The 15154-nt window shown below is 38.5% G+C and carries 11 protein-coding genes; 7 read left to right on the top strand and 4 right to left on the bottom strand.

Translation table 11 applies throughout. From position 1 onward, the window contains the following. The 4 genes from AKG98_RS14415 to AKG98_RS14430 all read left to right on the top strand — a co-directional run. The coding region (locus AKG98_RS14415) for a methyl-accepting chemotaxis protein (protein WP_304438688.1) at nucleotides 1–510 on the top strand (510 nt) is incomplete at its 5' end. 730 nt (nucleotides 511–1240) lie between these two features. Beyond that, the gene (locus AKG98_RS14420) at nucleotides 1241–2101 is read left to right on the top strand and encodes a transcriptional regulator (RefSeq protein WP_067047126.1); all 861 of its coding nucleotides are present in this window, start codon (nucleotides 1241–1243) and stop codon (nucleotides 2099–2101) included. After that, entirely contained in the window at nucleotides 2091–2573 is a 483-nt protein-coding gene (locus AKG98_RS14425; RefSeq protein ID WP_067047129.1) for a hypothetical protein, read from the top strand. Before AKG98_RS14420 ends, AKG98_RS14425 begins: the two co-directional genes overlap by 11 nt. Before the next feature lie 304 nt (nucleotides 2574–2877). Further along, complete coding sequence (locus tag AKG98_RS14430) at nucleotides 2878–3771, top strand: alpha/beta fold hydrolase (RefSeq protein ID WP_067047132.1); 894 nt, start codon at nucleotides 2878–2880, stop codon at nucleotides 3769–3771. A 460-nt stretch (nucleotides 3772–4231) separates the two neighbouring features. Here AKG98_RS14430 and AKG98_RS23010 read toward each other — a convergent pair whose 3' ends face one another. After that, nucleotides 4232–4612, bottom strand: coding sequence for a cupin domain-containing protein (locus AKG98_RS23010; RefSeq protein ID WP_369814930.1), 381 nt, complete (start codon nucleotides 4610–4612; stop codon nucleotides 4232–4234). A gap of 444 nt (nucleotides 4613–5056) precedes the next feature. Here AKG98_RS23010 and hxpB point away from each other — a divergent pair, with 444 nt between their 5' ends. Continuing rightward, nucleotides 5057–5722: a hexitol phosphatase HxpB gene (gene hxpB, locus AKG98_RS14440; RefSeq protein WP_067047135.1), complete on the top strand. Its 666-nt coding sequence runs from the start codon at nucleotides 5057–5059 to the stop codon at nucleotides 5720–5722. 65 nt (nucleotides 5723–5787) lie between these two features. On the opposite strand, the gene AKG98_RS14445 is transcribed toward hxpB, so the two are convergent. From AKG98_RS14445 to AKG98_RS14455, 3 genes are all read right to left on the bottom strand, one after another. Continuing rightward, nucleotides 5788–7545 carry a hemopexin repeat-containing protein gene (locus AKG98_RS14445; RefSeq protein ID WP_067047138.1) on the bottom strand — a complete coding sequence of 586 codons (1758 nt, stop codon included), beginning with the start codon at nucleotides 7543–7545 and terminating at the stop codon, nucleotides 5788–5790. 115 nt (nucleotides 7546–7660) lie between these two features. Continuing rightward, nucleotides 7661–8620 (bottom strand): chromosome segregation ATPase, encoded by a 960-nt coding sequence (locus AKG98_RS14450; RefSeq protein ID WP_067047141.1) that lies wholly within the window; start codon nucleotides 8618–8620, stop codon nucleotides 7661–7663. After that, nucleotides 8620–9957 carry a sphingomyelin phosphodiesterase gene (locus AKG98_RS14455; RefSeq protein WP_228140312.1) on the bottom strand — a complete coding sequence of 446 codons (1338 nt, stop codon included), beginning with the start codon at nucleotides 9955–9957 and terminating at the stop codon, nucleotides 8620–8622. Before AKG98_RS14455 ends, AKG98_RS14450 begins: the two co-directional genes overlap by 1 nt. A 364-nt stretch (nucleotides 9958–10321) precedes the next feature. Between AKG98_RS14455 and AKG98_RS14460 the strand changes: the two genes are divergently transcribed. Both AKG98_RS14460 and AKG98_RS14465 read left to right on the top strand, forming a co-directional pair. Continuing rightward, on the top strand, nucleotides 10322–11239 hold the full coding sequence (locus AKG98_RS14460) for a DUF368 domain-containing protein (protein WP_067047145.1): 918 nt from the start codon (nucleotides 10322–10324) through the stop codon (nucleotides 11237–11239). Between the two features lie 388 nt (nucleotides 11240–11627). Beyond that, nucleotides 11628–15149 carry a proprotein convertase P-domain-containing protein gene (locus tag AKG98_RS14465; protein WP_067047148.1) on the top strand — a complete coding sequence of 1174 codons (3522 nt, stop codon included), beginning with the start codon at nucleotides 11628–11630 and terminating at the stop codon, nucleotides 15147–15149. Nucleotides 15150–15154: the final 5 nt, after the last annotated feature.

Here is a 15154-nt window from a genome sequence, read left to right on the forward strand (position 1 = left end):
CTTGATGTCATCCGTGATATTGCCGATCAAACTAACCTACTTGCTCTTAATGCTGCAATCGAAGCTGCACGCGCAGGAGAGCAAGGTCGTGGTTTTGCGGTAGTCGCTGATGAGGTTCGCAACTTAGCAAACCGAACACAACAAAGTACAAGCGAAATTCAAGATGTCATCACCTCACTACAGCAAGAAGCAAACAGTTCGATGGAAATGATGCTTACTAACCGCGCAGCCTCAGATATCACAATGCAGAACGCTCAAAAAGCGCAAGCATCTTTAACCGAAATATCAAACTCGATTACAGAGATAGAGGACATGAATACTCTGATTGCCACTGCTACTGAGGAGCAAACGCTTGTTGCTGGTGAAATTAATCAAAGTGTTGTTGAAGTGAATGACAAAGCGAAAGAAACTCATGCACTCTCCTCATCGAACCAAGAAAAGGCAGCAGAGCTCATTGCTCTATCGAAAAAACTCACCAATGCAGTGTGTATTTTTAAGCTAAACAGCTAACTTTACTTGAGAGTAGTAACAACCGCCTTCTTCACAGCCCGGTCCCGTTAATGACCCAAACGACACTAGTATCGCTTGGGTCATTAAATTTTTAAAATACTACATCAACATATAATTGACCTATCCATTAACCGTTAATTCAAAGCTATACAGTGCCCCTTGTTCCTGATTAACCTCGCTTTATAGGCCATTAATAATAATGCTAATCTATGTATACCTAAGTGAAATACGCGGGTACTAATCACCTTATAGCTTTGATTACGTTCTATCTGTTCTAGGCATTCGCTCACTAATTTAAAAAACTTTACGCGCTAGACTGCCATTTTTCTTGAGATAATACAGACCGTATTCCAAACGTGATTTCTGGGTTAGCTTGCTTAAGTAAAGTACGGCGCGCATGTTTGACTAATTTATCAGTCAGTTCGTTGTTACCTAACCACTGTGTTGCGCTTTACAACCCGCTCTAACTCGCATATACCCTAAATTATATGGGCGAGTCTCAATACAGATGACTCAACAAGGCCCAATGTAATCTCAAAACCATATTAATTAAACTTTAAATTTATCAAAAAGTTCTCAAACTCATGATTTTTAGGGTTTATGCTTTCAATTTAGCGCTCTCTGTAATAATCTATGCCCACTCTATATCTACACCTTAATTCACATGAAAAATTAAATCCTATTTTTATGAATTCTATTTTTTTATGATAAATAACATATCGGCGTGTCTATGTATAAAGTAAAGCAATGGATTCTTATTTCAGATTACTCCATGTTGAAAAACACAATCACAGATGAAGAAAAACGCATAGGGAGTCACGACTTTTTAGTCTTGCTTCTATTATGTGAAAATTCGGGAAATATTGTACATAAACAAAAATTATTAGAATATGCTTGGGCTGGAAAACATGTATCAGAAGGTTCAGTCGCACAAGCTATTAGTAATATACGCAATGTGATTGACGATAATGGTAAAGATCAAAAACATCTAAAAACTATCCCCAAAATAGGTTATAAGCTAGACAGCTGTGTCGTTGAGATCATAGATGAACCTACTTTTGATAGTACTCCAATCGAGGAAAAGGCTGAGGGTAAAATATTATCGCCAGATACAAGTGAACAAGAAAAGAATACTCACGATACCTCGAACGCAGCTCAACGAGATGTGGCTAACCATTCAATAGGCAATAAATATAGTTGGCTACACTCATGGCAATTTATTAGTGGTGTTATTTGTCTGCTTATTGCTTTCATTTATCCATCGATAAGAAAGCATGACATCAATGCTCCTGATACCACATCGATAATAGTTCCAGAAACGATAACTGATAGTGCCAGCCTCACCATGTTTTGGGATAACAAAGAACGAGGGGAAATAGTTTCACTACGCTTACTTCCCTATATAGAGGAATTACAGAAAACGCATCCCCCCATGAGATTGGTTATTATGCGCGTAGGAAATACACTTTCTCTCGTTATATTAAAAGAGTATCTCAAACCAATTAATGTCATTTTCATGTTAAATAGTGGTGATGATGTAGAATTAATAACTCAGTTAATCAAGGACGAAATTCAATATCATGAACATTAAAACTGCATTTTTTTGTTTTGGTTTCATTATTATGGTGACGTCCATTATTGTCAGCCTAAAAACAGGCCCTAAGGCAGCAATTAATGGGGCAATGTTCATCCACTCTTCAGATGGATCTTACAATGCAACACGTCATTTTGAAATATTTGTAAAGAAGAATAACTTTGAGTCCAATATCATATTTACGGAGACAGGGCTGAAAAATATCATTGAGGCTAAAAGTACTGGAGAAATAAATAAAAATGCACCGGGCCTATATACAGTAACTCTCTTTAATGAAACAGAGAATCGAGCGTACATCAAAGATTACAACAAGATCCCTTTATATAATGAGTATATCAGTGCTAATCGTAAACTAGCTGGCTATCAAAAAATCCAATTAATTGAAGAATTAAAGAATGATTATATGATCGTCGCTACTAATGGATGGGCTCCCCATATGATAGCGATTCAAGTTGTGGTAAAGGAGTGAACGTTTAAAAAACATCGAATTCTTTCAGTGAATAGCTGAAAGAATTCAACAAATTTTAAGTTAACAAAAATAAAAAAAGAGAAAATTACAACGAGTACTGGCCAAGTTCACGCCAAAGCTGACAAAGAGTCCACCCGCATTCAGTAGGCACCTAGGCTTATGCATTGATTGAAAAACCTAATATCCCTCTGTTTCTCCCTTGCGTTGTAACATCAAATCGCCTTATTTTTCAGATAAAGTATTGCAACTGGTATGACCTTACGTACAATATTGTTAGAATGTTACATTAACAAATGGACTTGAAATGAGTGATTTTTTAACAAATGAAGTAGATGTTTATTGCCAAGACGGTTACAAACTTTCAGCCACACTTTTCAAGCCCAAAAGTGAGGTTAAAGCGGCTGTATTGATCGGCCCTGCAACCGGAATAACACAACAGTTTTACAAAGGGTTCGCCAGTTTTTTAGCCGAGCATGGATATACTGTGATCACCTTTGATAATCGAGGCATTGGACAGTCGCTATCGGGGAAAGTCAGTGATAGCACCGCATCATTGCAGTGTTGGGGCGAGCAAGATATGCCCGCAGTCCTTGAATTTCTCAAAACAACCTATCCCAACAGCCCTTATCACCTGATTGGCCACAGCGCCGGTGGTCAACTGGTCGGGTTAATGCATAACGCAAAAGATCTCAGTTCTATCTTCACCTTTGCCAGTTCTTCTGGCCGCTTAAAGAATATGAAAATGCCTTATGCTTTAAAAGCACAATTCTTTATGAACCTGTTCATCCCAATGAGTAACCTGCTTTTTGGTCATACGAAATCTCAGTTGCTTGGCATGGGAGAACCCTTGCCCAAAGCTGTTGCTCAGGAATGGCGTCATTGGTGTAATGGACAGGGTTATGTAAAGACAGCCTTTGGTAAGTCGATACATAATCACCTGTACGACACACTCTCGATGCCTTCCTTATGGGTGAATGCCACCGATGATGACATCGCCATTGATGCTAATGTGGCTGATATGCTGACCGTTTTTAAAAATATGAACGCAGAAACAATGACCTTATCGCCTGAAGCATGTAATTTAAGTGAGATCGGCCACATGAAATTTTTTAGTCGCAAAGCCAGTCATCTATGGCAGCACCCTTTAACCTGGTTAGAAAAAATGTCCCTTCGCAGTAGATTGAAGCATTTAACATAGATAAATATAATGATCACCGAACATCGTTTGGTTGGTCATTAATAAGCACACCTTTGATAAGGTAAGCACTTTAATATAACAAATAATCCCCAACCTTAAACAAGATTAGGGATTATTGCCTAGCGATAGGATCGCTGAAGTTTTATGAAGTGATTTTTATTTTACCTATATCAGGCAGTATTTTTACAATTGTGTTATTTCTATTCTTGCCATAATGACCCCCCTTAACACCTGAAAATCCATCACTGGTGCTAGATACGTCATAAAAGGCAATTCAACGTTATCTAAAACAAGCTGTTTAAATGTATCGACATTGCAGGTTACAAAATGAAAAATGGCATTAATTCAATGTTTACGCAATTATAAAGATCGGAATGATTAAGTTGAATAGCGAGAATAAAAGTACTACCTATGTAGCATTTTAAATACGTGTAAGTTAGTTCAATACTCACTTGGTTGGTCACCGGTGTTCCGAAATCAACATGGCACATGTGCCTTCTTGCAATGCTTCAAACATATGCGGCAAGTCGCCGGGATAGGTAATATAGTCTCCTTCACTGAGAACGTAAGAGTCTGATTTTAAACCTACTCTGGCACGTCCTTTCGTTATAATCACGTGTTCTATTACTCCAGAATTGTGCGGTTTTGAATAGAAAGGTTCACCTCGACTTACTTCAATCCAGTATATATCACGACTTACATTGGCCGGACATGAGGAAAGTAAAGTAGCTTGGTAGTCTTTACACTTAGAAAATACGGATTCTCCTTCACCATAGCGAATGACTTTCGTCTTTGGACTTGGTGATTCGATCAGGCGTGAAAAAGGGATATCCAACACCACACAAATAGACCATAGGGTTTATCAGCGCTGGTTCAATATGATTATGGCCATTTTGTTGGTAGGATCTGTGCTGCCCGTGGTCACCGACATTTGGCACCAAATCTGATTTGTGAAGGTATCAATTTGATTAAAGATCTCTAATCTCACTACACATAACGAATTGGTGGTAAATAGGAATGAACTAGATCTATTCACATCCCCTACAAAATATAACAAATATGCATATCGGCTAGTACCATAATTCTAACTAGGTTATATCCAGTTCTGGCTTCGTGTAATAACGCTAGTTATGTGCGGAGTAGGAATCATTTTTCATATCATATAATTTGCAAGAATCAATCGAGACGTCGATGGGGTTTAACTTGCAGTATTATATTGGTAAGGTGTCGTAAATAAAATTAAGTCAATTACAAATCCCCTCTATTGGACTCTAAATGGATCGCTATGATACAAGCTGTAATATTTGATATGGATGGAGTTCTTATTGATTCAGAACCCATGTGGAAAGAAGCAGAGAAGCAAGTTTTTTCTTCTGTCGGAGTTGAAGTCTGTGATTCACTATCGGCTTATACTGCATCAATGACGACACGAGAAGTTACGGAGTTTTGGTATAGTCATTTCCCTTGGTCAGGTAAAAGCTTAGAGCAAATCGAGAATGAGGTTGTTGAGCGCGTGGAATTTTTGATTTCCGAAAAGGGTAAACCGATGGAGGGCGTGAAAGAAATTTTAGATTTATTTCAAAATCAAAATCTAAAAATAGGCCTTTCAACGAACGCACCTTTTAAATTAATATCGGTAGTGCTAAGTAAACTCGATATTGCTCACTACTTTCAAGCTATTTCTTCTTCGGAGCATGAAACCAAAGGAAAACCTCATCCAGCTGTGTATTTGTCTACCGCTAATAAGCTAAAAGTTGATCCTTCAAAATGTATCGCATTTGAAGATTCAGTGACAGGAATCATCGCGGCAAAAGCGGCAAACATTAAAACTATAGCAGTACCACCGAACTTAGAGTTTACAGACGACAAGTTTGAAATATCTGACTTTAAACTTAGGCGGTTATCAGATTTTACCCTTTCCCATCTAAAAGAAATAGCAAACTATACCTAGTTTAAAGATCCATTCAAAAAAACAACCAAAACAGCATCTCGTTTTGGTTGTTACGTTAGACTCTATTACATCCCTAACAGACCTGGCCATGAACTATCATTGGTCGGTTTAGGATAACCACTATCAACACGATCACTCGTTATACTGTAACGAATATAACGTTGACCATCCAAGAAGAAATATGCGCGTGTATCATCCCAATGAATTGCCGCCGTAATCTGTTGTGCATAAGTACCCAGACCAGGCCAAGTTGAATCATTTATCGGTTTTGGGTAACCACTGTCAACGCTATCGTTAACTAAGTCATAACGTAGATAATTTCCGTCATCAAGGAAGAAATAAACTTTATTACCTTTCCAACGTAATGTCGCAACTATGCTGTCAGCATATGCTTCAAGCCCTGACCATGTGGTCGCGTCAACCGCTTTCGGATAACCGTCTCTCACTGAGTCTGTATTAAGGTCGTAAGATAAATATTGTCCATCGTGAGTAAAAAAGTAAGCTGTGTCACTGTCTTTATGGAAACTGGCGACAAGGTTTTCACTATAAGCACTAAGACCAGGCCAATTACCCTCATTTACAGCACGCGGGTAACCGTCTTCTGCTTTATCCAATACTTTGTTATAACGCACATATTGCGTATCACTGCGGAAGAAATAGCCTCGCGATAAGCTCCAACTTAGCCCTGCATTAACATCCATCACATTATTTCGAAACGCGACTGGATTAGCGTTACTCGCAAGAACATAATCTACTGTACCCAACCGAGTATTCGCATTGTCTTGCCACGAATTATTTTGCGCAGGCAAGACATCAACCAAAATATCATTACGATAAATGCGAATATCATCGTCACTCTCGTTTATCCATTGTAAATAACCATCAGTACTTGCCACTAATTTGCGAACACCTAACTCACCGATAAGTGATGGACCATCCAGTTTCCATTCTTGCTCAACCTTAATTCCCAAGTGGGTTAATAAAGTCGGTACAATCGACGTTTGTGCCGCGTAACCATAAAGTCCTGAAAAATCATTATTTGCACCAACCGATTTCTCGGTCAGCTCAGCATTAACTGGTTCATTACTGCCGATAAAGATGGTTTTTTGATTCAGCTTCTGCGCGCCATGACCACAACCTAAGCTGTCACGACCATGATCTGTCGTTACCATTAGCAGCCAATTATCGCCACTTTGTTTTTCAGCCGCTTCAATTGCGTCTAGGATTTCACCCAATTGCTGATCAGCAGTAATAATACTTTTGTTATAAGCGCTACCAAAACACGTACTGTGCCCATGATGGTCAGGATCATCTAAGTGTGCAAATACAAAATCAGTACCTTTATTTATTTCACTCATTGTCGCAGACGTTACATCCGCATCACTGATGCCACTTTCAACCCGCTCAACATTAGTAATATCTTGAGTGAAAAACTGCGTATTAATCGGAGACCAATGCACTAATGACGCTTGAGTTAATATCGGGTTTGCATCATTAATACGTTTAAAAATACTGGGGAAATCGGCATTAGCCAAACCAGCACTGTTAGTATCAACGTTATGTTTATTAACCCAAACACCCGTTAAAATTGTCGCCCAGCCAGGTCCACTTGATGTTAACTGCTCATTGTCATAACCTTTCATGCCACCCGTATACGCTTTGTTGATAGTTAAGCGATCAAAGTTTGGGGTATTTAAAGCTTGTACTTTTTCCCATTGCACCCCATCAATACCCAATAACACGGCTTTATTGGCCGCTAACACAGAGGGTACTTGCATCCCTACCCCAACGGTTAATAACGCAATTATCATCGTCTTCTGCATGGTCATCTCCTTGTTAACTTCACAAAATGACATCTGGTATAGCCCAGATGTTAATATAGTCTGCGCCGTTAACATGAAAGAAACATGACTTTTTCATTAAGCTTTTTAATACAAACTAAAGACTAAAAAAGTTAAGACGATATTGATATAAACGTTCCGCTTTATAAACCTGCCAATCTTCATCATTCATTGTTTGCTTTGACGTTGCACGTTCATTAACAAGTGTTAGCTCAAGTTCATTTAATCCTTGCTGGTAATCCGTTATTTCTTGCTCTTGCTTATCAACTTGCTGCTCTCGGTTAACAATGGATTGTCGTTCGTTAGCGGTAAGATATTGCGAAGCCAGTTCAGCCTTAATTCTAGCTGTTTCATCTTCAGGCATAGACGGTGGAATTAACTGCAACGCCTCTTCATACTTGGCAGTATCAGAACTTAACGCAAAGCTATCTAAGTCATCACCCCGCTCTGCCAACATAGCGTTGTATTCATTGATAAAATCATCCGAGTGCTGAGTCTGGTTAAATCGACTATCAGGATCCGCTAACGATAAACGGTAGTCATAATAAGCGTCTTGCTGCTGAAATAACAACGCTGCATAGTTACCCCACACCAGCTCTCTAATCGCTTTAACATTGGCAATTTTGTCCGCCAAACTTGCATCCTGACTGATTAACGATTCCCCCATCAAACGTTGCTCTTCCTGTTGGTACACAGGAAAGTTAACTAACAACTGATAACGATCATCATCAAGTAGCAACTGCTGTTTGGCTAATAATTCATCGCAATTATTTTCCCTTCTACATTGCTGCCAAAATGACGTTATCGCCGTCATTAGCGTTTGACCTTGTGCATCTTGCAATAAGGTATCAGGCTCGGGCATATCTTCATTAACTTGCATCTGTTCTTTAGCTTGATTCGATGCAATGCCTATCGGTTGTATTGTTGAATTAACGGTTTCAGATAATGCGGGTATGGCACTTTCTTGTTTCTCTGCATTCAATTCATTTTCATTGGTGATGAAGAAATAAACGCTGCCAATAAAGGCAACGCTTATTAATAGTAATGGTAATCGCATTAACGAATCACGGCTTTAACAGGAAAATGATCGGATAAATTCCAATGTTTCCATAAACTAGCAACCGTTGTACGCGGTATTTTCACTGTGTTTATGTTCTCGTTTCGCTTAGCAAACTCATTACTGACAACAACATAATCAAGATATTCGATATTTTCACCACCCGATAGTGCGCTTCCTGCATAATCATTAATACGCGGGTCGAACGTTGACTCTGTATAACCCGCATATTGCGGTTCATCAGCGCTAAGGTTCGCAAACATCTGTTTATAGTCAGTTGGGAATTTAAGCTTATTCACATTAAAATCACCACCATAGACAACAGTATCGGTGGCTGGGATATTCTGCGCTTGTGCAAAATCGCGCATCTGACGGAATTGACGTTGACGGTATTCACGTGCGGTATCAGTATCAAACGACGCGGTATGCGTTGCTAATACATGGTACGCCTTACCATTTTTGATCACTTCAGCATAATTTACGCCTTTGTCGGCAAAGCAGTCTGTACCAGAGCAATCGGGATAGACGTATTGCCCTTCATTAACAATTGGATAGCGGCTCACAATAGTCACACCGCCATCGTAAACATTAATCCGAGGAGAACCTAACATCTTCGTTTGATACGGGTATTCTTTAGCAAGATCACGCAAAAATGCATCACGACCAGAAGCAAATACTTCCTGTAGCATGAGTACATCATAGCCTTTTAAATGCTTCGGTATTTCCTGAAAACGGTCACCGATGTGCTTTGCAATCACAGGCAGAGCCCAGACGTTATATGACATGACTTTGAGTGTATCTGCGTCTGCTACAGGCTGTTCATCAATTTTTTGCGGTGTGATACTGTAATAAATATCATCATAACGGCCAGTCGCACTCGCTTTAAACGCGATTTCAGTACTCTTGCTGTTACTGTTATATTCCGACTGGTAACGGTAAGTATCACGATCATCCGCCCAATTTAGCGCAACATCATTGGCACTTGCACCATGATCAAGTGTTGATTTATACCAATATCCTTTCACTTGTTGTAGCAACGACAGCGACTCGCCATTTTCATTAGTCACAAGTGTTTCGAACTGATAAGTATCACCAGACTTAACCCCTTCCCAGCGATTAAAACTTAATACCATTTTAGTTTCCCATGGTTTAAGTGTCTGTACATGTTGTTTCCATTCCGCGCCTTCTTCAAGTAAATCTGAACCGGTGTGGTTAACTTGAATAGACATAGTTTGGTTAGAGTTATTAGTAAGATAGATATCACTGTCGGCAAGTGCAGACGCACTCATAACACAAGTGAGGCAAGTTGTTGTTATTACATTTTTTAGTATATTCACATCAAATCCTTTGATTGTTATTATAGCGAATATGAGGTTAAGTTAAGAATATGACATTTAAAATACAATAATATTAAATATTTAGTTCGGATCACAATTAAGCATAAACATAGATAAAAAGCGTGATCGCTGATAATAAACACCAAAGTAACAACAAAAATAATCCGCTTTATCACTTCACCTTAAACCGGCCACGGATCACACTTATATCGCTTTCTATATAAGTTTCGATTAAGAAATAACGAGGACTGTAAGACTATTTATACGAAATGGAAAATGTATTTACGATAATGACATTTTTTCACTTAAACAGTTTATAATGCTGTTAAATTTGACCTTTAATCAATAAATTATACGGAGAATCATGAGTAAAGTTTCTATCTTTATAAAAGGCATGGCGATGGGCGCAGCAGACGTTGTCCCTGGCGTGTCAGGCGGTACAATTGCCTTCATTACCGGCATTTACGATACTCTGTTAGGCAGTATTAGTCGCATTACTCCAAGCCTAATCGGTATGATCAGAAAGGATGGTCTAAAAGCGGCTTTTGATTACATCAATGGTACATTCTTGATCATGTTACTGGCAGGTATCCTAACGAGTATCTTTACGTTAGCGCGTGTTATAACTTGGATGCTCAACACGCACCCTATTCCACTGTGGTCTTTCTTCTTCGGTTTAATCATCATCTCAGTAAACCACATGTTTAAGCAGGTCGAATTCTGGAAAGTCAGCCGCTTTGTAGCTCTCATCACTGGTATTGGTTTTGCTTATAGCATTACCGTGCTGCAACCGCTTAATCTTGAGCCAACGTCGATCAATATCTTACTTGCAGGATCTATTGCGATCTGTGCAATGATCTTACCGGGTATTTCAGGTAGTTTTATCCTGTTGATGTTAGGTATGTATGCACCAATTCTTGCTGCTGCCAAGTCTATCGACATTGTTACGCTAGGTACGTTTGCCGCAGGTTGTGCCATTGGTATCCTGACTTTTTCGCACGTGCTGACGTGGGTACTAAAACACTACCGCGATATCGCATTAACGTTTTTAACCGGACTCATGATTGGTACACTTGGTAAAGTATGGCCATGGAAAGAAACGTTAACGTGGCGAACTAATTCGAGTGGCCTTGAAGTGCCATTATTAGAACGTAATCTTTCACCATTTAGCTTCGAGCAAGTGACAGGCCAGCCAGCATTATTAGCGTATGCTATCGTGGCGATGCTTGCAGCTATTATACTTATCTTGGCGTTAGAAAAGACCGCAGAAAAAGCATCTTAGAAATATAAGTTCAATATCGAGTGAAAAATGAATGCGGCAGTTCATGTTGTCGCATTCACAACAGTTATCCCTGATCCTGCCGTAGCTCACAATATATTAATGACTGCTTTGATATTTGTTCTTTGCTTAAAAGCTATCATGATAAAAATAAGATATGTAGGATACTCGATGATTAAATATTGTGATAAAACAAGAACTAAATACATAACAGGGTTGAAATATAATAGTTTTAAGTGTAATTTCCCTATGAAATAATTGATATCTTCGTAATCGAAAGCTCGTAAAATAGAGTTTATCTCAAATAAGTACTTCTCGTACGCTCTCTCGCGAAATATAGCTAAGAATCATAACAATAATAAAAACAACTCACAGATTACTTGGAGATAAAATGGATTTATCCAAAAAAAAAACGGTTATAGCAACAGCGCTCTCGTTAATATTATCAGTACCTTCCTATGCTGAACTTGCAACCAATACGACACATAATGACTTTCGTAGTTCTGTCAAATTAGACGTTAATCCAATACAGCAAACAAATAAATCAGCCTATACAAATGGTTTACCAATACATCAGCAGGATATAGCGTTCCAATATCTCAAGGATAATAAAAAGCGATACCAGATTGAATCAATCATTAATAGCTTGAAATTAACCTCAACCAAATCAAGCCTAATATCTAAGCATTTTTACTTTAAACAGTTTGTAAAAGGCATCCCAGTTGAAAATAGCACAATAATTGTATCCGTTAATAACAATAATAAAATTACTCGTGTCTACAATAATACTTATCCAGTCTTTAAAAACAGCAGTATTCATAGTAAGAAGAATATAAGTGCTGATATGGCAATAAAAACGGCGTGGGAGTTTCTACAAGCATCTGGAATTTTACATATCAAGCCAACATCCCAATTAACATATTTAAATATGGGAACAACCTTTCAGCTTTCTTATAAAGTGAATATCTCGATCTCAAATCCACAAGGAGATTGGGAATTTAATATTAACGCAAGAGACAATAGCGTTATAAATGTTACGCGTATTGATCTACCTATTAATAAAAATGCCAACTCAAATTCAAATAATGGGAAATGGTCTCCATTTCCAATAAATAAGCAGCATAAAGCATTAGATGACGCGTTAACGGAACTACATCAGAATAATAAATCTAACGCTTATAATGCAATATCAACATCTATAAATGCCCAAGCTTTAGTATTCTCCTCTAATCCAGTTATAGATTTAAAAGATGATACGATTAGAGATTATTCTTCGGAAAATAGATTCTCGTCCGTTTATGTAACAAGGCAGCTTAACGAAATAAGCTTAATTGATGGGCGCTATCACCTAAGTGGACCATGGGTTAAAATCGTAGACAGGGATGCTCCAAACACAGAACCAAGTACAACAGAAAATGGAAGCTGGACAGCCAAACGAGGTGATAATGCTTTTAATGATGCGATGACCTACTATCACATAGATCAAAGCCAACGTTATATTCAAAGCTTAGGATATTCAGGAGAAAAAGGTATACAGTTCAATGCGATTGCTGTTGATACAGACGGTGCCAAAGGAGCAGACAATTCTTACTTCTCTCCAAGAACAAATCATTTATCATTTGGCCATGGTGGCGTTGATGATAATGAAGATAGTGATGTTATTCTTCATGAATATGGACATGCCATTAATAATTCTATAAATGATCAATGGTCTGGCGGTGATACTGGTGCAATGGGTGAGGGATTTGGTGATTACTGGGCGACCTCTTACCGTTATTCAACGACTAACGGGCGTACTTTTCAACCTGGAAAAGTGTTCTCATGGGATGGGATATCATGGGGCGGACGTCGATCAGACAGAACCACATTTCGTTACGACCCAACAAAAACTTATCCAGCCCATACCAGAGTAAATGGACAAAACGGTGATGAACTATGGTCTACACCGCTTACACAAGCTCACTTAGAACTATTAGATCTCGGGATCCCCAGAGCCGAAATTGATACTATTATATTAGAATCACAATTTGGATTGGGCCAGGGTTTAACGATGCCAGATCTAGCGAACTCAATCGTAAGCACAGCTCAAAAACTCTTCCCTTCTAAGCCGCACGCGAGGGTTTTCTTTAAACACTTCAGCCAAGTAAATATACTTGAAGCCATGAAGGCTAAACCCGTTATAATCCTCAGTGCAGGTAACGATGTAACTGCCGAACCAGGTGAAACAGTTAATATAAAAATTCCATTGAATAATAAGTCACCTGCTACACTATCTGGTATAATTGGCTCATTATCTAGTTCATCAAATATAGATATTAATCAACCTTCAAGCCGTTACCCTGACTTAATCGCTAACTCTATAGATAATAACCTAAAAAATTATCAATTTACAATTCCACATAACCATATTTGCGGTGCAGAAATACCACTTACACTGTCTGCCCAATATCAATATAACAATAGTCCAAGGACCCATAATTTTAGTTTCTTGATTCCTACAGGAAAACCTGGAAAGCTTGTTTCCCAACAATCAACCCCCAATAAAGCCATACCAGATAATGATAATTCAGGTATCAATGATCAACTAACGTTAACAAATAGTGCACCAAATAGTGCCATCTCAGTAGAGGTTAACATATCTCATCCTTATTCAGGGGATATAACACTACTCTTAACTTCTCCTCATGGTACCCAAGTTAAGTTGAAAGCCAGTGACTATCGTGATACCAGTGATAATATACAAGGTAATTACCCGTTAACACTAACACCATTTGAAAGTCTCTCTGTATTTCAAGGGGAAAACACAAACGGTACTTGGACATTAAATACTATTGATGATTTAGCAATAAGCACAGGTAAATTAATCAGTTGGAAGATCATTTCAAGCGCTTTTGACTGTAAGACGCCACCAAACCAACCACCTGTGATAAATATTCCGAATCTCAACATTTCTACCCGAGAAAGTGAAAATGTTGTATTAGATGCAAGTAATAGCACTGACCCTGAACATGGTGTACTAACATTCAATTGGACACAAATTTCAGGTCCCGATGTTGTGCTGATAAATGCAGACAAAGCCAAAACCAATTTTATTGCTCCTGACGTGTCGACTTCTACTGAACTCATATTTGAGATAAAGGTATCAGATCCACAAAATTCAACATCAACTGAGCGTATGACAGTCAACGTCATGCCTAAGCTTATTGAAGTAAATCAACCACCTGTGGTAAATATCCCTAATCTAAACATTTCAACCCACGAAAGAGAAAATGTTGTATTAGATGCAAGTAATAGCACTGACCCTGAACATGGTGCACTAACGTTTAAGTGGAAAAAGATTTCAGGTCCCGATGTTGTGCTGATAAATGCAGACAAAGCCAAAACCAATTTTATTGCTCCTGACGTGTCGACTTCTACTGAACTCATATTTGAGATAAAGGTATCAGATCCACAGAATTCAACATCAACTAAGCGTATGACAGTCAACGTCATGCCTAAGCTTATTGAAGTAAATCAACCACCTGTGGTAAATATCCCTAATCTAAACATTTCAACCCACGAAAGAGAAAATGTTGTATTAGATGCAAGTAATAGCACTGACCCTGAACATGGTGCACTAACGTTTAAGTGGAAAAAGATTTCAGGTCCCGATGTTGTGCTGATAAATGCAGACAAAGCCAAAACCAATTTTATTGCTCCTGACGTGTCGACTTCTACTGAACTCATATTTGAGATAAAGGTATCAGATCCACAAAATTCAACATCAACTAAGCGTATGACAGTCAACGTTAATAGTATCAATACGATACCACCACACCCAGGAAAGCAAGAAGAACACACGAGTGGAGGCAGCTTTGGGATATTTAGTATACTAACTCTCGGCTTACTTACATTATTTAGACGTAACAAATAACGGCA

Origin of the sequence: Moritella sp. JT01 (assembly GCF_001574435.1) — a bacterium.
Classification (GTDB): domain Bacteria; phylum Pseudomonadota; class Gammaproteobacteria; order Enterobacterales; family Moritellaceae; genus Moritella.

Coding starts and splice junctions, on each gene's coding strand:
- AKG98_RS14430 (WP_067047132.1), top strand. CDS start 2,878: ATGAGTGATTTTTTAACAAATGAAGTAGATGTTTATTGCCAAGACGGT.
- AKG98_RS14425 (WP_067047129.1), top strand. CDS start 2,091: ATGAACATTAAAACTGCATTTTTTTGTTTTGGTTTCATTATTATGGTG.
- AKG98_RS14420 (WP_067047126.1), top strand. CDS start 1,241: ATGTATAAAGTAAAGCAATGGATTCTTATTTCAGATTACTCCATGTTG.
- AKG98_RS14465 (WP_067047148.1), top strand. CDS start 11,628: ATGGATTTATCCAAAAAAAAAACGGTTATAGCAACAGCGCTCTCGTTA.
- hxpB (WP_067047135.1), top strand. CDS start 5,057: ATGATACAAGCTGTAATATTTGATATGGATGGAGTTCTTATTGATTCA.
- AKG98_RS14445 (WP_067047138.1), bottom strand. CDS start 7,545: ATGCAGAAGACGATGATAATTGCGTTATTAACCGTTGGGGTAGGGATG.
- AKG98_RS14450 (WP_067047141.1), bottom strand. CDS start 8,620: ATGCGATTACCATTACTATTAATAAGCGTTGCCTTTATTGGCAGCGTT.
- AKG98_RS14460 (WP_067047145.1), top strand. CDS start 10,322: ATGAGTAAAGTTTCTATCTTTATAAAAGGCATGGCGATGGGCGCAGCA.